The 21,181-nt window shown below is 67.2% G+C and carries 22 protein-coding genes; 6 read left to right on the forward strand and 16 right to left on the reverse strand.

Annotated elements, in window-relative coordinates; all coding sequences use genetic code 11:
• Window positions 1-115 precede the first annotated feature (115 nt).
• Window positions 116-1,279 carry a cytochrome P450 gene (locus LGY53_RS44180; protein WP_225728571.1) on the forward strand — a complete coding sequence of 388 codons (1,164 nt, stop codon included), beginning with the start codon at window positions 116-118 and terminating at the stop codon, window positions 1,277-1,279.
• A 2-nt stretch (window positions 1,280-1,281) separates the two neighbouring features.
• Here LGY53_RS44180 and LGY53_RS21955 read toward each other — a convergent pair whose 3' ends face one another.
• The 13 genes from LGY53_RS21955 to LGY53_RS22015 all read right to left on the reverse strand — a co-directional run bounded on the left by LGY53_RS21955 (window position 1,282) and on the right by LGY53_RS22015 (window position 14,088).
• The gene (locus LGY53_RS21955) at window positions 1,282-2,295 is read right to left on the reverse strand and encodes a DUF418 domain-containing protein (protein WP_225728572.1); all 1,014 of its coding nucleotides are present in this window, start codon (window positions 2,293-2,295) and stop codon (window positions 1,282-1,284) included.
• Window positions 2,296-2,380: 85 nt separating this feature from the next.
• A complete protein-coding gene (locus LGY53_RS21960) occupies window positions 2,381-3,028 on the reverse strand; it encodes a response regulator transcription factor (protein ID WP_225728573.1) in 648 nt (215 codons plus the stop codon).
• A complete protein-coding gene (locus tag LGY53_RS21965; RefSeq protein WP_225728574.1) occupies window positions 3,025-4,191 on the reverse strand; it encodes a histidine kinase in 1,167 nt (388 codons plus the stop codon). Before LGY53_RS21965 ends, LGY53_RS21960 begins: the two co-directional genes overlap by 4 nt.
• A gap of 80 nt (window positions 4,192-4,271) precedes the next feature.
• The gene (locus LGY53_RS21970) at window positions 4,272-4,640 is read right to left on the reverse strand and encodes a hypothetical protein (protein ID WP_225728575.1); all 369 of its coding nucleotides are present in this window, start codon (window positions 4,638-4,640) and stop codon (window positions 4,272-4,274) included.
• A 111-nt stretch (window positions 4,641-4,751) separates the two neighbouring features.
• Entirely contained in the window at window positions 4,752-5,708 is a 957-nt protein-coding gene (locus LGY53_RS21975) for an MlaD family protein (RefSeq protein ID WP_225728576.1), read from the reverse strand.
• Window positions 5,705-6,751, reverse strand: coding sequence for an MlaD family protein (locus LGY53_RS21980; RefSeq protein ID WP_225728577.1), 1,047 nt, complete (start codon window positions 6,749-6,751; stop codon window positions 5,705-5,707). The genes LGY53_RS21975 and LGY53_RS21980 overlap by 4 nt, the downstream gene beginning before the upstream one ends.
• Window positions 6,748-7,851: an MlaD family protein gene (locus LGY53_RS21985; protein WP_225728578.1), complete on the reverse strand. Its 1,104-nt coding sequence runs from the start codon at window positions 7,849-7,851 to the stop codon at window positions 6,748-6,750. The genes LGY53_RS21980 and LGY53_RS21985 overlap by 4 nt, the downstream gene beginning before the upstream one ends.
• A complete protein-coding gene (locus LGY53_RS21990; RefSeq protein WP_225728611.1) occupies window positions 7,851-8,876 on the reverse strand; it encodes an MlaD family protein in 1,026 nt (341 codons plus the stop codon). Before LGY53_RS21990 ends, LGY53_RS21985 begins: the two co-directional genes overlap by 1 nt.
• Entirely contained in the window at window positions 8,873-9,877 is a 1,005-nt protein-coding gene (locus LGY53_RS21995) for an MlaD family protein (RefSeq protein ID WP_225728579.1), read from the reverse strand. The genes LGY53_RS21990 and LGY53_RS21995 overlap by 4 nt, the downstream gene beginning before the upstream one ends.
• A complete protein-coding gene (locus LGY53_RS22000) occupies window positions 9,874-10,923 on the reverse strand; it encodes a mammalian cell entry protein (RefSeq protein ID WP_225728580.1) in 1,050 nt (349 codons plus the stop codon). Before LGY53_RS22000 ends, LGY53_RS21995 begins: the two co-directional genes overlap by 4 nt.
• Before the next feature lie 3 nt (window positions 10,924-10,926).
• Window positions 10,927-11,790, reverse strand: coding sequence for an MlaE family ABC transporter permease (locus LGY53_RS22005; RefSeq protein WP_374111211.1), 864 nt, complete (start codon window positions 11,788-11,790; stop codon window positions 10,927-10,929).
• Window positions 11,790-12,629, reverse strand: a complete 840-nt coding sequence (locus tag LGY53_RS22010) for an ABC transporter permease (RefSeq protein WP_167472576.1) — start codon at window positions 12,627-12,629, stop codon at window positions 11,790-11,792. The genes LGY53_RS22005 and LGY53_RS22010 overlap by 1 nt, the downstream gene beginning before the upstream one ends.
• A gap of 367 nt (window positions 12,630-12,996) precedes the next feature.
• Complete coding sequence (locus tag LGY53_RS22015; RefSeq protein ID WP_374111216.1) at window positions 12,997-14,088, reverse strand: calcium:proton antiporter; 1,092 nt, start codon at window positions 14,086-14,088, stop codon at window positions 12,997-12,999.
• 131 nt (window positions 14,089-14,219) lie between these two features.
• Here LGY53_RS22015 and LGY53_RS22020 point away from each other — a divergent pair, with 131 nt between their 5' ends.
• From LGY53_RS22020 to LGY53_RS22035, 4 genes are all read left to right on the forward strand, one after another.
• On the forward strand, window positions 14,220-14,621 hold the full coding sequence (locus LGY53_RS22020; RefSeq protein WP_225728581.1) for a PPOX class F420-dependent oxidoreductase: 402 nt from the start codon (window positions 14,220-14,222) through the stop codon (window positions 14,619-14,621).
• A 124-nt stretch (window positions 14,622-14,745) separates the two neighbouring features.
• Window positions 14,746-15,603 (forward strand): family 16 glycosylhydrolase, encoded by an 858-nt coding sequence (locus tag LGY53_RS22025; protein WP_225728582.1) that lies wholly within the window; start codon window positions 14,746-14,748, stop codon window positions 15,601-15,603.
• Between the two features lie 57 nt (window positions 15,604-15,660).
• Window positions 15,661-16,035 carry a DUF4377 domain-containing protein gene (locus LGY53_RS22030; RefSeq protein ID WP_225728583.1) on the forward strand — a complete coding sequence of 125 codons (375 nt, stop codon included), beginning with the start codon at window positions 15,661-15,663 and terminating at the stop codon, window positions 16,033-16,035.
• Window positions 16,036-16,103: 68 nt separating this feature from the next.
• Window positions 16,104-16,760, forward strand: a complete 657-nt coding sequence (locus LGY53_RS22035; RefSeq protein ID WP_225728584.1) for a phosphate uptake regulator PhoU — start codon at window positions 16,104-16,106, stop codon at window positions 16,758-16,760.
• A gap of 3 nt (window positions 16,761-16,763) precedes the next feature.
• On the opposite strand, the gene LGY53_RS22040 is transcribed toward LGY53_RS22035, so the two are convergent.
• On the reverse strand, window positions 16,764-17,684 hold the full coding sequence (locus LGY53_RS22040; RefSeq protein WP_225728585.1) for a LysR family transcriptional regulator: 921 nt from the start codon (window positions 17,682-17,684) through the stop codon (window positions 16,764-16,766).
• A gap of 71 nt (window positions 17,685-17,755) precedes the next feature.
• On the opposite strand from LGY53_RS22040, the gene LGY53_RS22045 reads away from it, so the two are divergent.
• Entirely contained in the window at window positions 17,756-18,877 is a 1,122-nt protein-coding gene (locus LGY53_RS22045) for a TDT family transporter (RefSeq protein WP_225728586.1), read from the forward strand.
• Here LGY53_RS22045 and LGY53_RS22050 read toward each other — a convergent pair.
• Both LGY53_RS22050 and LGY53_RS22055 read right to left on the reverse strand, forming a co-directional pair.
• Complete coding sequence (locus LGY53_RS22050; RefSeq protein WP_225728587.1) at window positions 18,874-19,740, reverse strand: RNA polymerase sigma factor; 867 nt, start codon at window positions 19,738-19,740, stop codon at window positions 18,874-18,876. The two genes, LGY53_RS22045 and LGY53_RS22050, sit on opposite strands and share 4 nt — an antisense overlap.
• 85 nt (window positions 19,741-19,825) lie before the next feature.
• Window positions 19,826-20,698, reverse strand: a complete 873-nt coding sequence (locus tag LGY53_RS22055) for a haloalkane dehalogenase (RefSeq protein WP_225728588.1) — start codon at window positions 20,696-20,698, stop codon at window positions 19,826-19,828.
• Window positions 20,699-21,181: the final 483 nt, after the last annotated feature.

The raw sequence follows: 21,181 nt of genomic DNA on the forward strand, positions 1-21,181 counted from the left end.
GACCGACGGCGTGCAGCGCGTACTAGGCCGTCCCGCAAGGGATTTCGAAGCCTATGTGGATCGGGTCTGGCGCCGGAAGTAGGCACCGGCCATCCCGGGATGCGACGATGGCCGGGTGATCGAGGTATTCGATACCAGGTTCGCGGCGGATCCGTGGGCGACGCTGGACCGATTGCGGGCCGATGGGGGTGTGCACCGGATACGGACACCGGATGGGCCACCCGCGTGGCTCGTCACGCGGTACTCGCAGGTGCGGGCTGGGCTGCTGGATGAGCGGCTGTCCACCCATGTGCGGCACGCGAATTCGGATGACTACCGCGGGTTCGCGCTGCCGCCGCAGCTGGAGGTCAACTTCAATAACGCAAACCCCGAAGAGCTCGCCCGGTTCCGCCGGATAGTCACCGGAGAGTTGTCGCCACGACGGCTGGCCGAATGGACCTACCGTGCACCGGGTTTGGTGGACTCCGTACTGCGCGAACTGGATTCGGAAGACGAGGTGGATCTGGTCGAGCGGCTCGCGGTGCCGCTGCCCGCCGCGGTGCTCGGTGAGCTACTCGGGCTTACCGGGCCAGCGCGGGAAGCCCTTGTGGCATGGTCGAATTCGACGCTGCTGCCGTCAGCGGGCGCACCGAGGGCCAGGGACACCCTAGGCAACATGGTGTCCGCCATCACGATAACGAAGGAGCGGCCGCGCGGCGGTACCGTCCTCGGCCGTCTCGTCGCGGCGCACCACGCCGGTCAACTCGACGACGACGAGCTGACGGGCCTGCTGTTCTATCTGCTCTTCGTCTGGTATGAGGTGCTCGCCGATCTGATCGCGGGCGGGATACTCGTCCTGCTGAATCGTCCGGACCAGCGGCCGCTGCTGGGTGATCCGGCGAACTCTCATCGGGCCGTCGACGAACTACTGCGCCACCTGTCCCCGCAGGTGCTGGCCGGGCCGCGCTTCGCCCTGACCGATCTGACCATCGGCACCCACACCATCAAAGCGGGCCAGACCGTCCTGCTCTGCCTCGCATCGGCCAACCACGACCCGGACATCTTCGATGCGCCAAGCGAATTGGATCTCACCCGAAGCCGGAATCCCCAGCTCGGCCTCGGCTACGGCACCCACGCCTGCCTGGGCACCGCGCTGGTACACACCGTCACCGCAACCACCATCGACCAGGTTTTCACCCGCTGGCCCGAGATCGCACTCACCGTCGCGGAATCGACGCTCGGCTGGCGTTCCGGATTCCGGCATCGCGGCCCGCTGACCTTGCCGGTGCGCCTCGCCTGATCTCACCACCGCTGCGCGAGTCGTCGGCGCTCGTCCCTGGTGAGCCGATTCGGCACCAGCTGCCACCAGGTGAGGCAGCGCCATATCCATTCGAGCGGACCGTAGCGGAACCACCGCAGCCACCAGTAGCTGAATACCGTCTGTACCACGATGATTGCCGCGGCCAATGCGAGCAGCATGCCGTAGCGGGTCGAATCATGTAATCGCAGATAGTGTTCGGCGATCAGCACCAGCGCGGTCGCGGAAAGGTAGTTGGTCAGCGCCATCCTGCCGAGCGGTTCGAGCAGCTCGCTGAGCGGCTCGCCGAATTCGGTGCGCAGCAACAGCAATAGTCCGCTCAGGTAGGCGAGCGCGCCGATCAGTCCGGCGACGGCCGGGGCCGGACTGCCCAGATCGAGTAACGGCGTGCGGTACTGCCAGATGCCCGCCACGACGGCGGCGGGTGCGGCGACCACGAAAATCAAGGCGACCAGCCAACTCCGGCGGTTCAGGTTCGGCACGACGTCGAAGCGGGCCGCGGCCAGCCCGAGCAGGAAAAGTCCGGGCACCAAACCGAATCCGCCGCCGAGCAGGAGCGGTACCGCAATGGTTCCGCTGAGCCCGGCCAGCAACACCACCCACCGTGGCAGCGCGGTGGCCGGCAGCAGGATCATCAATCCGACTATGGCGTAAGGCAAGAGCGCTTCGCCGGGCTGGAAGATGTGGTGGATCAGGCCGAATCCGGCGAGCGCGATCAGCCTGCGCACCAGCACGACTCGCGGACGATCGGTGCGGTCGGCGGCCCGCTCCAGGAATAACGCGAAGCTCAGCCCGAAAAGGAACGAGAAGATCGGGAAGAAACGGCCCTCGAACAGCAGCGAAAGCACCTGCCGCCGCTGGTCGAGCACGCCGGGCGCCTTGGTCTCGCGCATGCCGGTGAGCTGCCAGATATTCACCACGAGGATGCCGCACAGCGCGAACCCACGAACCGCGTCCAGCTCGTGAATGCGCGGGCGGGCGGCGAGTTGGGACCTCATAGCTCTCACGGTATCCACCGGCGACCCGACCGGACGGTTCCCGCGGTGCGGTGTCGCACATAGTTCCGCGGGCCCGCCCGTTCATTCAGTCGGGTGGGGCCAACCGGATGCCGAGCACGGCGAGCCGAACCCGGTTGGTCGTCCCCGTTTTCGCCAGCAGGTTGGCGACGTGGGTCTTCACCGTGGTAATGCCGAGATGCAGCCGCGCGGCGATCTCGGCATTCGACAGACCGGCGGCCACCAGGGCGAGCACATCGGCCTCGCGCGGGGTGAGTCCTTGCGGCGCAGCGGGTTCCGCGGGCAGATCCCGTGCGGCGACGGCGGCGTCGACCAGCCGGTGCAGCACGGCGGGGGCGAAGGGCCGTTCGCCGGAGGCGGCCCGGCGGATGCCGTCGAGCAGGTCGGTGGGCGATGCGTCCTTGACGAGAAATCCGCATACGCCCGCGTTCAAAGCCGGATACAGGTGGTCGTCATCGTCGAAGGTGGTCAGCGCGAGCACTCGGATGCCGGGCCTGGCCGCGAGAATCCGTTCGGTGGCCCGGATTCCGTCCATGCCCGGCATCCGCAGATCCATCAGCACCACGTCCGGAATCAGCCGGTCGGCGAGCCGCACCGCCTCGTTTCCGTTACCGGCCTCCCCCACCACCTCCAGCGTGGCGTCGGTATCGCACAGCATGCGCAGACCGGCCCGGACCAGCTGCTGATCGTCGACGAGCAATACCCGAACGGTCATGCCGCACCCCGGACCGGTGCGGGTAGGCGCGCCGCCAGTCGCCACCCGGGATCGGTTGGGCCCGCGTCGAATTCGCCGCCGAGCAGTTCGACGCGTTCACGCAGGCCGATCAGCCCGAGTCCGCCGCCCGCGACGGCCGATGCCGCACGCCGAGACCGGATTCCGTTGTCGCACAACGAAAAATCGATCCACCCGTCGGGTGCGACGGCAATGGAGAGCCGAGCGACGGCGTCCGGCGCATATTTCACGAGGTTCGTCATACCTTCCTGGGTGAGCCGCAGCAGGGTGAGGGCGCGCAGTGCGTCCGTGCCGGTCACCGCGTCGTCGATCCTTACGTCGACGGTGTGGCCGAGTTGCCGGGCGCGGTCGGTGATGGCGCTCAGCGCGTCGGGCAGATCGGCTGGGGCGGTGAAGGATTCGCCGGTCATGGCCGGGTCGCGCAGCACCGAGACGAGCAGCCGCAGATCGGCGAGGGTCTCGGTGCCGCTGGCGTGGATGTCGTCCAGCACCGCGCGCACCGCGGGCGGTGTGTCCGGTACCGCGTGCCGGGCCACGCCGACCCGCAGCACGGTGGACGAAACATGGTGGGCGATCAGGTCGTGCAGTTCGCGGGCGATGGCGGTGCGCTCGACGGCCCTGGCCGCCGCGATATCGGCTTCGCGCCGCTGCGCGAGTTCGTCGGCCGCCTGCCGCGCCCGGTCGGCGCTTTCCCGCGCGGTCCGCAGCAGCCCGCCGATCAGCAGCGGGAAACCGGCCATGACCAGCGCGCGATATCCGTCGGCGGCGAATTCGCCGCCGTGCAGCAGGTAGGCCCCGGCCTGCGCGGCCGCGGCCAGCAGCGGCGGCCAGCCGCCGCGCCGGGCGGCCAGTTCGGTCAGCGCGATACCCGCGCCGACCTTCGCCACCAGCGGCCCGGCATTGCCGACCGTGAATCCGAGCACCAGCAGCCCTGATTCGATGAGCGCCGTGGTCAGCGGCCAGCGCACGCCACTGGCCGTGACCAGCACCGCCACCAGCCCGATCCCCCAATCGACCGGTCCGGCATCCTTCGAGAGCAGCGCGAGACACCCCACCGCGAGCAGCATCAACACCCCCGTGCGCGCCGGCAGCGAGCGCCCGTCGAGCAGCCAATCGACGCCACGCGTCACCCCGGAATCGAACACGCGCCCAATAATGCCCGGCCAATAGCACCTCCGGTTCCTCCCATCGGACGAGATGTCCGGCCGGACGAACGGGCGAATACCTACTGAGTCGGTTCGCCCTGTTCCTGCGGAACGCAGACCAATTCGCCGTTGCGCAGATCCCATTGCGCGACGATTCCGTCGTGCGAGCAATCGTCGCCGATTCGGCCTGCGGGTAGCGGCGGCACGACCGGGGTGGGCGGGGTGATCGACGGGGGGATCGGGGGCGGCGGGCTGGTCGGACGCACTGTCGGGGAGACGGTGACGCCGGTCGGGATCGGCCAGGCCGGGGCTTTGGGCGGCTCGTTGTCGGGGCGCAGCATCAGCGCGAGCGCGACCACCAGCGCGAGGACGGCGACGACGACCGCCGCGATGGCCAGTATCCGGGTGGTATTCGGATTGCCCGTATCGGGACCGCCGGGTTGCGTCATCGCCTGGCCCTCGTTTCGCAGTAGTAACTACCGTAACGACAAGCTCATCCGTCACAACCTATCCAATTGCTGAACGTTTGCTCCTATTTGATACGAAGGTGTTATCGCGGCCTATTTGACGGTTACCCGCACCTTCACGGCGTCGTCACCGGTCTGCTGCAGCGCCTGCGAAATCAATGCGCTGATATCGAGCTGCGGCCCGGTCGCGGTAATCGCGTCGGTCAGCGGGCGCAGGCCGGGCAGCATTTCCTTGATATCGGGCCCCACCTTGTTCAGCCACTCGGTCACCTTCGCCAGAAAAGGCGCCAGCCCATTGCCCTGCAAATAGACGTCCGGATTACCCGGCGTATTCACCAACCGGCCGACCGCCTCGACCAGCGCCGCGAGCGATTTCTCGAATTGCACCAGATTCGGCGCGGCATCCGATGTCGCGGGCCCTGCCCAGTCGATATCGCCCGCGGCCTGCTGGAAACTGTTGAACAGTTCGGCGATTTTGGGCGCGCGGCTCATGATGGTGGAGGCGAGCAGGTCGCCGGAGCGCGCGAGCTGCGGCATCGTCGCCTCGGTGCCGGAGATGGCGCGGCCCATGGTGTCCACCAGCGAGCCGACCACCTTCGGATCCAACTGGTTCATCGTCTTGGTGACCAGCCTGGCCACCTCCGGAATCGACAGCGGCGCGGTGACCGACTTGGTGTCCAGCCGCTGACCGTCCTGCAGATACGGCCCGCCGTCGCCCTTGGGCACGAACTGCACATACGGCTCGCCGAGCGCGGACAGCTGCTCGATGGTGATGGTGCTGTCGGTGGGCAGCCGCTGTTCGCGCTTCACCCGGAACCGGACCTCGACGCCCGATGCGGTGTTGTCGACGGCGGTCACCTTGCCGACCGGGATGCCGGTGAGCAGAATCGGCGAGCCCGCGCCCAGCCCGCCCGAATCCCGCAGCACCATCGAGGCATTCGTGTATTCGGCGAACGGATCGGCGCGCACCACACCGAAGGTGAGGTAGCCCGCGCCGAGCACGGTGATGGCCGCGATGCCGCCGAGGGAGGCCAGCGAACCGACTTTCATCGCACGGCTCCGATCATGCGCAGGGTCTTGATGATCCGGTCGATCTGGTCCTGCTCGGGCATCGAATTCACGGTCGCCCCGGTGAGATTCACCTTGGGTCCGTGTTCGGCGAACGGAATTATCTTGTCCCGCAACAGCGCGACCAGCATGGCCAGATTCGACGGCTGTCGCAGATCCAGCTGGCCGCCGGTGAGCAGCGGAACCAGCGCCTGCAGCGCGGCATCCTGGCTCTGCAGCAGCGGGGCCAGCCAGGCCAGCGAGTCGCCGACCGGACCGAGCGCGCCGAATACCTTGGTGACCCCCTGGATGGATTGCACGGCGCCGGTCACCTGCTGCACCGACTCGGGGCGCAGGATCCGGTCCAGCTCCGGCCGAATATCGTGCAGCACTTCGGCATTCGTGGCCAGCCCGTCGATCAGCTTGTCCACCTGGTCGAGATTGGCGGCCAGATCGGCGGCGTCGGCGCCCATCACGCCGGAGATGCGCGCGGTGTCCTTCGGATCCTTCGGCAGCACCGCGTTGAACCGGGTCATGATGTCCTGGATCTGCCCGACCGCGCCGCCCTGCACGAAGAAGGCCAGCGCGGCCATCGTATCCTCCAGCTGCACCGGCGGTTTCGTGCGATCGATGCCGATGGTGCCGCCCGGGGCGAGCAGCGCACCGAAACCGTCGGGCGGCGTGGTCAACGCGATGTGGATATCACCGAGCACGGTGTTCTGCCGCAGCTCGGCGACCGTGTTGGCGGGTAACCGCGCCGAGGACGAAATGTCGGCGTCGACAACGACATAGCCGCCGCGCGCCCGGCTCGACGGCACCACCGTGACCTTCTCGACGGTGCCGACCTGCGCGCCGTTCGCGATCACCTTGGCCTTGGCGGGCAGGTTCAGCACATTCGCGAACTCGATCTTGATCGGATAGGTCGGTCCGGAGACGTCGGTGCCGGGCACCGGCACCGACGACGGATCGAACGCGCATCCGCCGGCGGCCAGACCGACCGTGGCCGCCAGCGCGAGCACGGTGCGCCGCAATGGATTACGCCTCATCGCGCACCTGCCAATCCCAGCACCAGCTGGACCAGTTCCACATCGACCATGCCATCGCCCGCGCCCGCGCACCGGCCCGGCGACACCGCGTTCACCGCCGCGCAAACCTGTTCGGCGTTCTGCGCCGGAATCCGCACCCGCGGTGGGGCGTAGGTGATGCCCGGCGCGCCGGTGGACGTATCGGTGACGGACTGGAACGCATTGGTCAGCACCGGCGTCATCAATACGATGTCGCGCAGCGATCCGACGTTGGCGCGCAACAGTTTTATCAGCGGCACCGTGGCGTCCAGGCCCTTCAGGATGGTGTCGCCGAACATGGTGGTGATGTCGTTGAGCACCGGCAGCACCTGGCGCAGCGCGTCGAACAGTTCCGCGCCGGGCCCGAGCAGTTCGGTGCTGGCCTGGTTCAGCGCCGGACCCATTCGGGTGAGCATCGACCGCAGATCACCCCAGTGCTCGTTGACCTTCTTCGATACCGAGGAGAAGGTGTCGAAAATACCTGCCAGATGGGCGATATCGGCGTCCGGCGACTGGAGGGCCGAACCGAGTTTGCGCACCAGCTCGTTGAACTGCGGCCCGGTGCCCGAGGTCGCGGCGTCGAGTGCGGCCAGGCCGTTGGACAGCGAATTCTGCTGTGCCGCATCGGGGCCGTTCAGCTGATCGGCCAATTGCGCGAGCGCGGTGAGGGTTTCGGTGAGGCTCTTGGGCGTCAAGGTATTGGTGATGCACTGGCCGCCGTCCCAGCGGCGCAGATCCTTACCGCTGTTGAGCACGGCCAGATTGCGATCGGCGACAACGGTATCCGAGACCGTGGTGGCCGCGGCATCGGCGTACACCGGATATTTCGCGTCGACGTCGAAGTCCACCCGCACCTGCTTGCCCTGATTGCGCACCGAGGTGACGCTGCCGACCACGATGCCGCGCATGGTCACCTGGTTGCCCGGGTAGAGACCGATGCTGTCGGACATTACGGCGCAATAGGATCGGGTTTCCTTCAGCGGATCGAAGACGATGAAGTATCCGGCCACCGCGACCGCGGCGACCACCACCGCACCGGCGATCGACATGAACGCCCGCGAACCGAGTACCCGCTTCAGCATCAGCACGCCTTTCCGGGCAACGGGACGCAGACGCCTGCGGGGGCCTGCACGGTCCGACCCGACTGATCGACCACCACCCCGCCGTCCGGCAGCCACTGGCGCACCTTCGCCTGCAGGTCGTGCACCGAATCGATCATCGGCTGCAACTGCTGTCCGAGCTGTTCCAGCCGGGGCAGTGCGTCGGCTAGTTGCTGTGCCAGCGGTTTCAGCTTGTCGTCCCAACTCGGCGCGAGCGCGGCGACGCGCTGCAGCACGCTGGTGAGCAGCGCGATGGATTCGCGCAGTTCGGCGCGCTTGTCGAGCAGTACGGTCTCCAGCAGATTGGAGTTGTCCATCAGCCTGCCGAGATCGGTTTTGGCGCCGTCGTAGAGCGAGATGTATTCGTCAGCCACCGCGACGGCATTCGACACCTGGGTGCGCTGCCGGTTGATGGCGTCGACGTAACCGCCGAGGGTGTCCAGGGTGGTGCGCAGGCTCTCCGGCGCCTTGGCCAGCGAACTGTCCAGCGTGGCAAGGTTTTTCCGCAGGGTGCTGCCGTCGATCTGGTTCAGCGGTGTCGTCGCGTCCTGGAAGGTCTGCACCAGGCTGTAGGGCAGCCGCACCCGGTCCGCCGGAATCACCTTGCCGCCGAGCGGTTTCGCGCCCGCCGGGAACAGCGCGACGTAGTGTCCGCCGACCACCGTGAGCATCCGCACGTCGAGCGAGGATTCGTCGCCGACGAACACACCGGAATCGACGGTGAACTTCATGATCACCCGATCCGGTTTCAGCTCCAGCGATTTCACCGAACCCACCGTGATACCGGCCAGCCGGATGTCATCGCCCGCGCGCACCGACTGCGCCTCGGAAAGCTCCGCGGTATAGGTGGCCTTGCCGAACGGCACCACGTACAGCACCGCGGCCGCGGCGAGCGCGATCACCACCAGCACCGCGCCGACGATGCCGAGCCGCACCTGTCTGCGCAGCCGGGTCGGCTCGTCCGTCACCGGCCGATCACCACCGAACCAGTTGCGCCACTTGGTCATCCGTTGCACAGCGTCACCTGCTGTCCCGCGATGAGCATCCGCAGCGGCGCGGGCGCCTGCATGGTCCCCTTACTGCACTCCGGCTGCCAGCCCGCGACGGTGCGCGGCAGCGAGGCGTCGATCGCGCTCAACAGGCCGGGCAGCCTGCCGAATACCTCGACGGCCTGCTTCGGATCCGGAAACAGGCTGCGGATCAACGCATCCAGATCCTGTCCGCTGTCCTTGGTCAGCCCGATGGTGGACAGCAGCCGGTCCACCGGTCCGAGCACCGACGGCGCGCTCATCGCGAATTCCGCCAGGCCGCCGATGTTCTGCTGCAGCGCCTGGAAGATATCGGTCAGCCGGGCCAACAGCGGCACCAGATAGTGCACCCGCCCGCCGACCTTGTCGGCGAGATCGGACATATTCCGCACCACGGTCCCGATCACCGCCTGCCGGTCGCTCGCGTACTTGCTCAGCTTGCCGATGGCGTCCAGCGCCGGGCCGAGCCCGTTGCCGTCGCCCTGCAGCACCGCGAGCATGCTCTCGGTGAACTGGTTGACCGTTTCCGGAGACATGGTGGCCAGCACCGGTTTCAGACCGTTGAACAGGCTCGTCACATCGAACGACGGCAGCGTCATCTTGGCGTCGATGCGCGCGTTCGCGGGGAGCCGGACGCCCGGATTCGGTTGCTGCTGCAGGTCGATATAGCGCTGGCCGGTGAGGTTCTGGTAGCGGATGGCCAGGGTGCTGTTGTCGTAGATCGGCGTCGCGGTCTTGACGGTGAGCCGCACTTTGGCCTTGTCGCCCTCCAGCGATATGCCCTCCACCTTGCCGACCTGCACGCCGTACATACGCACGTCGTCGCCGACCTTCAACCCGTTGGCGTCGGTGAAGATCGCGTCGTGCGCCTCGGTGTCACCGGCGACGGGCCGCTTGATCGCGGTGAGCACCAGCGCGAGCACCACCATCATCACCGCCGCGAAGAGTCCGAGCCGCCATGCCGCGCCGCGTACCGTCATCGGGCACCTCCGGGAATCGGTGCGCCGAGGCCGAGCAGCGGCACCGAAAGTCCCGGCACCCCACGCAGATCCGCCTCGACGTTGAGCACGGGGCCGTCCGGTGTATCCGGCATGGCCGCGCGCAGCCGGGTGAGCAATTCGCGCAGTTCGGCGGCCGACTGCTGCGGGCGGGGCACCATCTGCGCCAGCACCCGCAGCACCGGCGCGAGGGTGTCGGCGCCGTCGCCGAAGTATTTGCCCGCGGTGTTCCCGGTGGTGGCCAGGCCGGGCAGGATCTGTCCGGTCATCGCCGCGACGCCCGAATCGTAGTGCGCGCGATCGCCTTTCAGCACGTTGATGTCGTTGATCCCGTCCAGGGCCTGGATCACCGAACCGGCGAAGCGGCCGCCGCCGTCGAATGCGGGCCCCAATTTGCCCGCCAGCTCCGACGGTTTCATGGTCTGGTTGTCGGCGATGGTGCGCGCCACCGTGATCAGCGCCTGCACCAGCGGGGTGAACGCCTGGAAGTCCGAGGAGACCTGGGCGATCACCTGAACCATCTGCGGGGTCAGCACGCTCGCGCCGACCTGGGACAGGCTGCGCAGGATGCTGCCCATCGTCGCGTCGTAGACATCTGCGGCGCGGCGGCCGGTCAGGTCGATCACCTGATCCGCCCGAAGCGGGGAACCGCCTGGACCGCGCCGCAATTCGAGTTCGCTGATGCCGAACAGGTTGGCGGGCGCGTAATCGACCCGCAGGCTGTCGTCGATGCCGAACAACCGAGAACTGTCCAGCTGCAAGGTGATTCGCTGGGTGCCGAGCACATCCGGTGCGATCCGCGCCACCTTGCCGACCAGCACGCCGTCGAGTCGCACCTGGGTGCCCTCGGCGACGCCGTCACCGATCTGCTCGGTGTGCAAGGCGATTCGCAATCCATCCGCGCCGCGTATATCGCGGTAGACGACCGTCGCGACGGCCACCGCCACGACCAGCGCGACGATCAGCCCGCCGACCGTGCGCGCCCGGCGGCGGTCGGCGGCGACTCCCGGCAATCCGTATTTCGGCATCCGCTACCCCGTGAAACTGATGGCCGCGTTGAAGCCCCACAGGGCGATGGACAGCACCATGTCGATGGCGATGATGGCGACGAAGCTGGTGCGTACCGCGCGCCCGGACGCGACGCCGACGCCCTCGGGCCCGCCGGTGGCGAAGAATCCGTAATAGCTGTGCACCAGGATCACCACGGTGCCGAAGATGGCCACCTTGATCACCGCGGCGATCACGTCGAAACCGGAGACGAACTGGAAGAAGTAGTGGTCGTACACGCCGGCGGATTGGTTGTGCACCAAGGTGATCAGCCCGCGGCACGCCGCGTAGCTGAGGATCAGCGCGATCAAAAAGGTGGGCACGATGGCCAGCGCGCCCGCGACCACCCGGGTGGTCACCACGAACGGCACCGAGCGCAGGCCGAGCGCCTCGATCGCGTCGATCTCCTCGGAGATGCGCATGGACCCGATCTCCGCGGTGATCCGGCAGCCCGCCTGCGCGGCGAAGCCGATGGCCGCCGCGATCGGCGCGAGCTCACGCGTCGTCGCATAGGCCGAGACGACGCCGGTGACCGGGCCCATCCCCAGCATGCTCAGTGTCGCAAAGGATTCCACGGCCACCGAGGCGCCCATGACCAGGCCGAGCACGATCATCATCGGCACGGTGCCGCCGCCGACGATGACCGACCCACGCCCCCAGGTCATATCGGTGATGGCGCGCATGGTCTCGCCGCGATACCGCTTGAGCGTCAACGGAATCGCCGAGAGCACCTGCCAGACGAAGATCGCGACGAAGCCGAACGAATCCACCGCGCGCAGCACCCGGCTGCCCCGCCGGTAGTAACGCCGGAGCCAATGAAACCCCTTGGGGGCGTAGGACGTTGCCATCAGGCCAGCCTCGTCGGCAGGAACATGGCGGTGATCTGCGCCGCCACCAGATTGACGATCACGATGGATACCACCGAGAGCACCACGGCCGCGTTCACCGCGTCGGCGACGCCGCGCGGGCCGCCCTTGGCCTCCAGGCCCCGCTGGCAGGCGATCACCACCACCAGGAAGCCGAAGATCAGCGCCTTCACCAGCGACACCCACACATCCGCGGTGGTGGTGAAGGATCCGAAAGTGGCCCAATAACTTCCGGGCGTCACGCCCTGTCCGCCGATGGCCACCGCATAGCCGGCCAGGATGCCGACGAAGATGATCAGGATATTCAGCAGCGGCGCGACGATGAGCATGGCCGCCATCCGCGGGACCACCAGCCGGTGCACCGGGCTGATGCCCATCGTATTGAGCGCGTCGATCTCCTCGCGGATGGTGCGCGCGCCGAGGTCGGCGGCGATCGCGGCCGCACCGGCCCCGCCGAGTAGGAAGCCGGTGGCCAGCGGGGCGCCCTGCTTGATGACGCCGAGCCCGCCGGTCGCGCCGAGCAGTGAATCCGCGCCGAGGGTGTGGATCAGATTGCCGACCTGGATGGAGACGATCACCCCGAACGGAATGGCGATCAGGATGGCGGGCAAGGCGGTGACGGTCACCAATCGCCAGGCCTGCAGCAGTGTTTCGCGCCATTGGAAGCGGGCGCGCGCGATATCGCCGATTCCGCCGGTCACCGCCTCCTGCGCGAGCCCGACCGCGCGGCCGAACGTCCGCAGCGAGGAGACCACGGTGTCCGAGAAATTCTTCCGAACGACATCGACCGCGGTTTCCGGAGCTTGCGTCCCGCTCGTCATGGACGAGTTCCCTGAGTCACAGCGCGTGCTGTGTCCAAAATCATGACGCACTCTCCGATTCCGGCACCACTGCCCGTTTTCGCCAAGCTAATCGTTACCTATGGTCACTACAAAATCGTTTTGGCGTGATGCTGACCACTTATTCGCGGAATCGATCATGTGTATTTGTTATTCGTGAGCGATATCACGCACATTGGGGACTTGCGGCGGGGGACACAAAAGCCGAGATGAACGCCGCCTTGCGGCAAAGTGACCCGCCCGGGAACCATCGCGAGCCCATCGACCACCGCCCTCGTGTGCGAGAAACACCGGCAGGGCCAGGTCGGCCCGAACAACAGCGACCCTCTTAACCAAACGATTGCTAGGTTTACGGACTTACCGCGAGAAAGACGAACGCCGCGAACAACACCAGATGCACACCGCCCTGCAGCAGGGTGGCCCGGCCCGGGACCACGGTGAGCACACCCACCACCACCGTCAACGCCAGCAGCACCATCTGTGTCGCGCCGAGCCCGAGCGTCAACGGCGTCGAAATCCAGATCGTGGCCATGGCGATCGCCGGAATGGTCAGGCCGATACTCGCCATCGCGGAACCGAGCGCGAGATTCAGGCTCGTCTGCACCCGGTCGCGGCGGGCGGCGCGCACGGCGGCCAGCGTTTCCGGCAACAGCACCAGCATGGCGATCACCACGCCGACCGCCGACCGCGGCAGCCCCGCGGCGTTCACGCCGTTCTCGATCGACGGCGACACCATCTTCGCGAGCCCGACCACGCCGACCAGCGCGACCAGCAGCAGCCCGAGACTCACCAATGCCGCTGCGGCAGAAGGGGTTTCGCCGTGTTCATCCGCTGCTCCCGCCGATTCGACCGGTAGGAAGTCATCCGGATGCCGAACCGTCTGCACCATGACGAACAACCCGTAGAGCAATAGCGACGCCACCGCGGCGAAGGCCAGCTGCGAGCCGGAGAACTCCGGACCGGGCTTACTCGTGGTGAACGTCGGCAGCACCAGGCTGAGCGTGGCGAGCGTCGCAACCGTCGCCAGTGCCGCACCGGTGCCCTCGGCATTGAACTCCGCCACCCGCCTGCGCACCGCGCCGACCAACAGCGACAACCCGAAGATGCCGTTGCAGGTGATCATCACCGCCGCGAAGACCGTATCCCGAGCCAGCGACGAGGCATCGTCACCGCCGGACGCCATCAAGGTCAGGATCAGGCCGACCTCGATCACGGTGACGGCCACCGCGAGCACCAGCGAACCGAACGGCTCCCCCACCCGATGCGCGACCACCTCGGCGTGTTGCACGGCCGAAAGCACCGCCCCGACCAGTGCCAACACCACCACGATCACGGCCGGACCCGAGGGATGGGTGAACCATGCGATTGCCAGAACCACCGCGGCGAGCAAGGGAACCAAGGTCGTCCAGTGTCGGGTCAGCAGTCGCATCATGCCGTCCATCATCCCAGCGAACTCCCAGCGTCCGGGCAAACGAGACATTCGCAACGCGCCGGACTCGACCCGATAGTGGTGCGCACGGCGCGGTGCGGTTCGATCACTGTGCAACTGTTGATCGAGAACAGAGGGACACCATGACCGAGATTCCCGAGAAGGCCCGCGACCTGTTGGAGCGCCCCGTCTACGCGAGCCTGGGCACCACCCGGCCGGACGGTGCCCCGCAGGTGAACCCGATGTGGTTCGTGTGGGACGGCGAATTCATCTGGTTCACCCACACCAACTACCGGCAGAAGTTCAAGAACGTCGCCAGCGAGCCGCGGGTATCGATCTCGATCTTCGATCCGGACAATCCCTACCGCTACCTCGAGGTTCGCGGCGTGGTCGACCACATCGACGCCGATCCCGAAGGTGCGCTCTACACAAGGCTTTCCGAGCGCTACGACAACGGCCCGGTGGTACCCCCGGACGCCAAGGACCGGGTCGCGATCGCCGTGCGGCCGACCGGTTTCTACGGCAACGCCGCCACCCGCGACTGACCGATCGATCGCACCGCCGGGATCGGCGATCGCGGCGGTGCGATCCGTGAGATTAATAATTCCTTCAGAACATCACTGACAGGATGCTCCCCATCACCGAAACAGCACCGGGAGCAGACGCGAAATGTCCCTACTGTCAACCAGATCCGTCGCCGCGGCGCTGGTCCTGATCTCGATATCGACCTCGGCCTGCGCGAGCGCCGAGCCGAAGCCGACCGCGGCGGGCTGGCAGCTCGTCTGGTCCGATGAGTTCAACGGTCCGGCGGGCGGTCGCCCCGACTCGAACAGCTGGGTTTACGACCGGGGCGGCGAACCCCAATGGGGCAATCAGGAATGGCAGTACTACACCGACCGCCCGGCGAACGTTTCGACCGATGGACAGGGTCATCTGGTGATTTCGGCCCGCCGCGAACAACTGCCGGGAATGACGCCGTGCCCGTATGGCCCCTGCGATATCACCTCCGGACGCATCACCACCCTCACGAAATTCGACCAGACCTATGGTCGCTTCGAAGCGCGCATGCGAATTCCGGACGGCAAGGGACTGTGGCCCGCGTTCTGGATGATGGGCACCGATATCGACACCCACCCGTGGCCGAACAACGGTGAGATCGATGTGATGGAAACCGTCGGCGACGACCCCGGCACGGTGCATGCCTCCGCGCACGGACCAGGTTTCGTCGACCCGGGCATGACCGACAGCTATCGGCTCCCCGACGGGCAGCGGTTGGCCGATGACTTCCACACCTACGCCGTCGAGTGGGGCCCGACCCGCATCGACTGGCTGATCGACGACACCCGCTACTACAGCATCGACAAGGCCGATTTCCGCGAGGGACAGACCTGGGTCTTCGATCACCCATTCCATCTGCTGCTGAATCTCGCCGTCGGCGGCACCTGGCCCGGACCGCCCGACGCCGCGACGGTATTTCCGGCCAACCTGCTCGTAGATTATGTGCGGGTGTACACGGCGATCGCGTGAGGATTGCCCCCGCGGCGATGAGCTCGGTTCGCATTCCGGATCCGTATGCTTCATGCCATGCAGCTATGCCGAGGCAGGGCGGTGCTCGCGGGGTTGACGCTCGCGGTGGCGCTCACCGCCTGCGGATCCGAGCGGAAGGCCGAGCCGCCCGCGGCGCCAACGACTTCCGCGGTGCGGTCGAAGGTGATCGATCTCTGGGTCGCCGGTGAGACGAAGCCCTGTCAAGGCGTCGCGCCGATGACCTGTCTACAGGTCAAACGGAATCCGGACAGCGAATGGGAGCTGTTCTACGACCGCATCGCGGGTTTCGACTATGAGCCTGGGTACCTCTACCAGTTGAAAGTCGAGGAAACGCCGGTGCCGAATCCGCCCGCGGACGCATCGTCGGTGACGCTGCGACTGGTCGATGTGGTTCGCAAGGACAAGGTTTAGCAACGTCAATCTGTGAACATCGTGGGATCGATCGTCCAGTGCCGCGGGCATAGGCGAGAATTTGCGAAGTGCGGACTCAGTTCACTCATGAGCTCATCGCGTTGACAGAGGATTTGACGCGAATGTGCCGGCTCGCCCACGACGCCGCCGAACGGGTCACCGACGCCCTGGTCGACGCCGATCTCACCGCCACCTATGAGGTTTTCGCATTCGACGAGCAACTGCAGAAGATGTACGGCGCCTGTGAGGCGCGCACGGTCGTGCTGCTCGCGCTGCAGGCGCCGGTGGCCAGGGATCTGCGACATGTCGTCACCGCCATCCAGATCGCGGGTGAGCTGTCCCGGATCGGCTGGCTGATCAGCCGGGTGGCGCAGCAGGTCTACCGCTCGTATCCGGAACACGTTGCGCCGCAACAGATCATGGCCATACTCGCGGCGATGTGCGGATTGGCCGCGCGCCGCACCGAGCGCGCGGGCGATGCCGTCGCGGGTGGGCGCCAGGACGCCGACGCCGGAACCGCCGCACATCCGATGGAACAACTGCACCACCAGTTGCACACCGCGCTCGGCAATTCCACCGAACCCACCGATACGGCCATCGATATCGCACTGCTCGGCCACAATCTGGAGCGCTGCGTAGACCATACCGACCGGATCGATCGGTTGATTCGCTTCCTGGACACCGGGATTCCGCCCACCGCCCAATCGAGCGACGATCCGGAATAGATCTCACCCCGAAGCCGCGACCTCCCGCCGCGCGATATCGAACAGCTCGCGCGCCGGACCGGTCGGCCGCCGCCCCTTCACCCAGACGGCCCGCAGCGTCCGGTTCAGATCGAGTCCGGTGACCTCGGGCGCGACGAGGACGCCCGCGCCGATTTCGGCGGCGACGGCGAGTGAACTTAGCACGGCGGGCCCGACACCCGAGGCCGCCGCGGTCTTGATGGCGGTGGTGGAGGACAATTCGAGGGCGACGTTCGGCGACCAGCCCGGAATGCGTTCGGACATGGCGTATTCGAAGTAGCTTCGGGTCCCCGAACCCGGTTCCCGTTGGATGAGTGCGGTTTTCGCCAACTCATCCACGGTGACCCGACCGCGGCGGGCCCATTCGTGCCGCGGTGCGATCACGACCACCAGCCGGTCGTGCGCGACCGGCTGCGTCGCCAATCCGCGGAAGGCCAGCGGGCTTTCGACGAATCCGATCGCCGCCCTGCCGTCGAGCACCTCGTTCGCGACGTGCACGGAATTGCCGGATTCGAGGGCGATGGCGGTCTCGGGCGCGGTATTCCGCAGCGCCATCAGCCATCCGGGGAAGAGATATTCCGCGACGGTTTGGCTGGCCGCCACCCTCAGCTGTGAATTGCGTTCGGCGCGTAGGGTTTCGATGCCCGCGTCCAACTGTGCCGCCGCGTCGACGACGGCCCTGGCCCATTCCGCGATCAGCGCCCCGGCCTTGGTCGGGCGGGAGCCGAGCGTGGTCCGCTCCAGGACCGGCGTGCCGACCAGCTTCTCCAGATAGCGGATCCGCGATGACGCCGACGGCTGACTGATGCCGTGCGCGGCCGCGGCCCGGCCGAGGCTGCCGAGTTCGATCACCGAAAGCAGCAGATCCAGTGCGGCCAGATCGGGTACACGCGGCGATAGGGGCATAGAACGAGTCTATGCATCCATAGTTACAAGACAGCTACCCGGCACCCCGGCCCGCCGCGATGCTGGAATCCATGACCGCAACAGTCACCATCCGCCCCACCACCGGCGTGCGCCCGCGCTCGGCCGGGCCCGCCATGGTGCGCAACCTCGGCCCCAACTGGTTCGCCGTGGTGATGGGCACCGGCATCGTCGCCAATGCCGCCGCCACGCTGCCGCTGCGCTTCCCTGGCCTGCGCGGCGCGGCGACCGCGGTGTGGCTGCTCGCGGCGGTGTTGCTGGTCGCGCTGAGCGCGGGCTGGGTCGCGCACCATCTGCGCTATCCGGATACCGCGCGCGAGCACCGCGACCATCCGGTGATGTCGCAGTTCTTCGGCGCGCCGCCGATGGCGCTGCTCACCGTCGGCGCGGGCGCGCTGCTGCTGGGCCGGGACGTGATCGGCCTCGACGCCGCCGTCGCGGTGGACTGGGTGCTGTGGTCGGCGGGCACCGTGCTCGGCCTGCTGACCGCGTTCGCCGTGCCGTATCGCATGTTCACGGGTCGCCGCAGCGAACCCGACGCGGCCTTCGGCGGCTGGCTGATGCCCGTGGTGCCGCCGATGGTGTCCGCGGCGCTCGGTCCGCTGCTCATCCCTTACACTCCAGCGGGCCAACCGCGGCTGACCTTGATGCTGGTCTGTCTCGCGATGTTCGGCGTGAGCCTGATCGCGGCGCTCATCACCATCAGCATGATCTGGTCGCGGCTGATCCACTTCGGCATTCCGGCAACGGGACTGGTGCCGACGCTGTGGATCGTACTCGGCCCGCTCGGTCAATCCGTCACGGCCGCGGGACTGCTCGCCAACGCGGCACCAGACGGACTACCCGAATACGCCGGGGCGCTGACTGCCTTCTCCGTCGTATACGGGGTCGTGATCTGGGGTTTCGCGATGCTGTGGCTGGCACTCGCCATCGCCATCACCGTGCGGGCCGCTCGCACAGGAGAATTCGCCTTCACCATGACATGGTGGGGTTTCACCTTCCCGCTCGGCACCTGCGTCACCGGCAGCACCGTGCTCTATTCGCACACGGGCGCATACCTTTTCGGAGCCGCCGCGGTGGTGCTGTACGCGCTGCTTGTCGCCGCATGGGCCGTTGTCGCCACCCGCACCGTGCGCGGCGTGGTCACCGGGGACCTGTTCGCCCCCGCTCGCTAATCACCGAGCAGCGGAAAGCGACCCGACTCCAGCAGACCGGCGATGGCGTCCATTTTCGCTTGGGGCGCAGCGTAATCGGGATGGACGCGGATGACCGCGGCCGCATCGTGCAGCCGGACCATCTGCTGCTCCGCCTCGCGGACGCCACGCCCACCCGGCGCGATCGGATGGGTGGCGAAGCGCAGCCGCCGGGGATCGACCCGGCCGAGTTCCATCGCCTTGTCCACCCGGCGCGCACACCGGCAGAACGCCTTCGGATCGGCGATGCCGCAGGACGAGCTCAGGAAGTTGCCGAGCCGCTTCTTGGCGCGCGCCAAGCGTTTCCGATACGCCTCGGGGGTGATGTCGAGTATCCAGGCCGCATCGGGTGAGCTCAGCTCGAAGACATCGGAGAGGACGAAGGCGATCCGCTCGTCGCGGGCCAGGCATTGCAGCATCGCCTGGCTACAGTTCAGCCGCACCTCGTCGGTCAGCAGCCGCGCCTCCGGGCCGCGGTAGTCCGCCTCCGCCAGTCCGTCGGCCAAACCCTCCCGGTAGGTGTCGAGGCTGAGCTGCGCCGCCTCCTGCGGCGTCTGCCTGCGCAGGTTGATCAGATAATTGGCCCCGACGCGATACGCCCAGGTCAACAACCGCGCCTCGGCCCGCCACGTATCAAGTTTGCCGAGCACCCGCAGCATGATCTCCTGGGTGGCGTCCTCGGCGTCGGCCGGCCGCCACACCATCCGCAGCGCCAACCGATACAGCGGATCCTGCAGCAGCCGAACAACTTCCGCGACCGCGACCGGATCGCCCGCGACCGCCCTGCCGACCAGCGCCCGCTCCGCGTCCAGCGCGGCCCGATCGGCCACCTCTTCCGAACTCACCCACCCATTCTTCGGTCACCGTCCACCTCCGGCAACAGCGACGCGCTGCCTGGTGAGCCGACCGGCCCACCAGGCGGGCAGTGCATCACGAAACCGCGGCGGCGGTGTCGACCAGGTTGTGCCGACGGATCCAAGCGGCGACGGCGGCGCCGATCTCGTCGGGCCGATCCTCCGGGCAGTGGTGTCCGGCGGGCGGGATCGCCGCGACCTCGGCGGCGGCGAAAGTGCCTGCGGCCCATTCGATCACCTCCGGCGAGCCGAGCCCGACACCGCCTTCCAGGCCCATCAGCAGCTTCGGCACCTCCGGGCTGGCGGCGGCCCACCGGTCGTAGTTCTCGACGATGGCGACCACATCGGCCGGTTCACCGTCGAGCGGGAATTCGCGGGACCAGGCCAGCATCGGCCTGCGCGATTCCGGCGTCGGGTACGGCGCGCGGTAGACATCGTGGTCCTCGGGCGAGAGCTTGGCCTGGAGTCGCAGATTCACCTCGATGAAGGCGTTCTCCTGCAACACCATTCGCTCACCCTCGGGTGAGCGGAACTTGCGGAACATGTCCGCCCCGAGCGGGGGCAGTTCGTCCCAGCGCATCGGGCGCAGGAACGTCTCGACCACCGCGATGCCCCGGACGCGGCCGGGATGCCTTGCGACCCAGTCCATTCCGAGCGCGCCGCCCCAGTCGTGGCCGACGATCACCACCTGGTCGAGCCCGAGCGCGTCGAACCAGGCGTCCAGGTAGCGGGCGTGATCGGCGAACCGGTACGCGCTATCGGGCTTGCCGGATTCGCCCATCCCGACCAGATCCGGCGCAAGCGCCCGGGTTTGCCCGGTGACGTGCGGAATCACCTTGCGCCACAGGTACGACGAGGTCGGATTGCCGTGCAGGAAGACGACCGGGATCGCGCCGGAACCGGCGTCGCGGTAGTTGAGGTAGGAGTCGAGAACGTCGACGGTGGGCATGATGTCCGTCCCTTCGGATGTGGTGGCTTTGTCGCCTACACCCGGTTGGACACGCGGTTCGCGCCGTCTGTGACCGCCGCCGCGGCGAATTTCTTGTGATGCCCGTCACTCGAATTCCTTGCGATTTCAATCGCTTTCCGTAGAAGGGTAGTAGAAACGGCAGCTTAGCTGAGGAACACCTTAGAAGTTCACCGAAGCCAGGGGGATGACTTGCCAAACGGTAACCCAATATCTACTGTCTTATTACGTAGATGATGGCGAGTTCAGCAGAACTCGCACCAAGATCGTCACGAACGAGAGCGGCCCGGCGGCCCGGCTCTTCGAGGCTCCCCCTCATCAGCCTCGTGGACCCGGCAGCGCGGGGAGAACGGAAGGGACAACCGCCCGCCCGCCGCCAAGAGGTCGCTCTCGGTTTGTGATTCGCCAACCCCCGAGTCGGCGCCGGCACGGCGACTCGGGGGTTGGTCCATTTCCGGCCACCGA

This window comes from Nocardia sp. JCM 34519.1 (genome assembly GCF_020361265.1).
GTDB lineage: Bacteria > Actinomycetota > Actinomycetes > Mycobacteriales > Mycobacteriaceae > Nocardia > Nocardia arthritidis_A.

Bases quoted from the DNA above. Each gene is read 5' to 3' on its own strand.
- LGY53_RS22025 (WP_225728582.1), top strand. From the start codon at position 14,746: ATGTCCCTACTGTCAACCAGATCCGTCGCCGCGGCGCTGGTCCTGATC.
- LGY53_RS21985 (WP_225728578.1), bottom strand. From the start codon at position 7,851: ATGCTGAAGCGGGTACTCGGTTCGCGGGCGTTCATGTCGATCGCCGGT.
- LGY53_RS21975 (WP_225728576.1), bottom strand. From the start codon at position 5,708: ATGAAAGTCGGTTCGCTGGCCTCCCTCGGCGGCATCGCGGCCATCACC.
- LGY53_RS21970 (WP_225728575.1), bottom strand. From the start codon at position 4,640: ATGACGCAACCCGGCGGTCCCGATACGGGCAATCCGAATACCACCCGG.
- LGY53_RS22040 (WP_225728585.1), bottom strand. From the start codon at position 17,684: ATGCCCCTATCGCCGCGTGTACCCGATCTGGCCGCACTGGATCTGCTG.
- LGY53_RS21960 (WP_225728573.1), bottom strand. From the start codon at position 3,028: ATGACCGTTCGGGTATTGCTCGTCGACGATCAGCAGCTGGTCCGGGCC.
- LGY53_RS21980 (WP_225728577.1), bottom strand. From the start codon at position 6,751: ATGAGGCGTAATCCATTGCGGCGCACCGTGCTCGCGCTGGCGGCCACG.
- LGY53_RS22055 (WP_225728588.1), bottom strand. From the start codon at position 20,698: ATGCCCACCGTCGACGTTCTCGACTCCTACCTCAACTACCGCGACGCC.
- LGY53_RS22045 (WP_225728586.1), top strand. From the start codon at position 17,756: ATGACCGCAACAGTCACCATCCGCCCCACCACCGGCGTGCGCCCGCGC.
- LGY53_RS22005 (WP_374111211.1), bottom strand. From the start codon at position 11,790: ATGGCAACGTCCTACGCCCCCAAGGGGTTTCATTGGCTCCGGCGTTAC.
- LGY53_RS22000 (WP_225728580.1), bottom strand. From the start codon at position 10,923: ATGCCGAAATACGGATTGCCGGGAGTCGCCGCCGACCGCCGCCGGGCG.
- LGY53_RS21955 (WP_225728572.1), bottom strand. From the start codon at position 2,295: ATGAGGTCCCAACTCGCCGCCCGCCCGCGCATTCACGAGCTGGACGCG.
- LGY53_RS22015 (WP_374111216.1), bottom strand. From the start codon at position 14,088: ATGGACGGCATGATGCGACTGCTGACCCGACACTGGACGACCTTGGTT.
- LGY53_RS22030 (WP_225728583.1), top strand. From the start codon at position 15,661: ATGCAGCTATGCCGAGGCAGGGCGGTGCTCGCGGGGTTGACGCTCGCG.
- LGY53_RS21990 (WP_225728611.1), bottom strand. From the start codon at position 8,876: ATGACCAAGTGGCGCAACTGGTTCGGTGGTGATCGGCCGGTGACGGAC.
- LGY53_RS21995 (WP_225728579.1), bottom strand. From the start codon at position 9,877: ATGACGGTACGCGGCGCGGCATGGCGGCTCGGACTCTTCGCGGCGGTG.
- LGY53_RS22020 (WP_225728581.1), top strand. From the start codon at position 14,220: ATGACCGAGATTCCCGAGAAGGCCCGCGACCTGTTGGAGCGCCCCGTC.
- LGY53_RS22010 (WP_167472576.1), bottom strand. From the start codon at position 12,629: ATGACGAGCGGGACGCAAGCTCCGGAAACCGCGGTCGATGTCGTTCGG.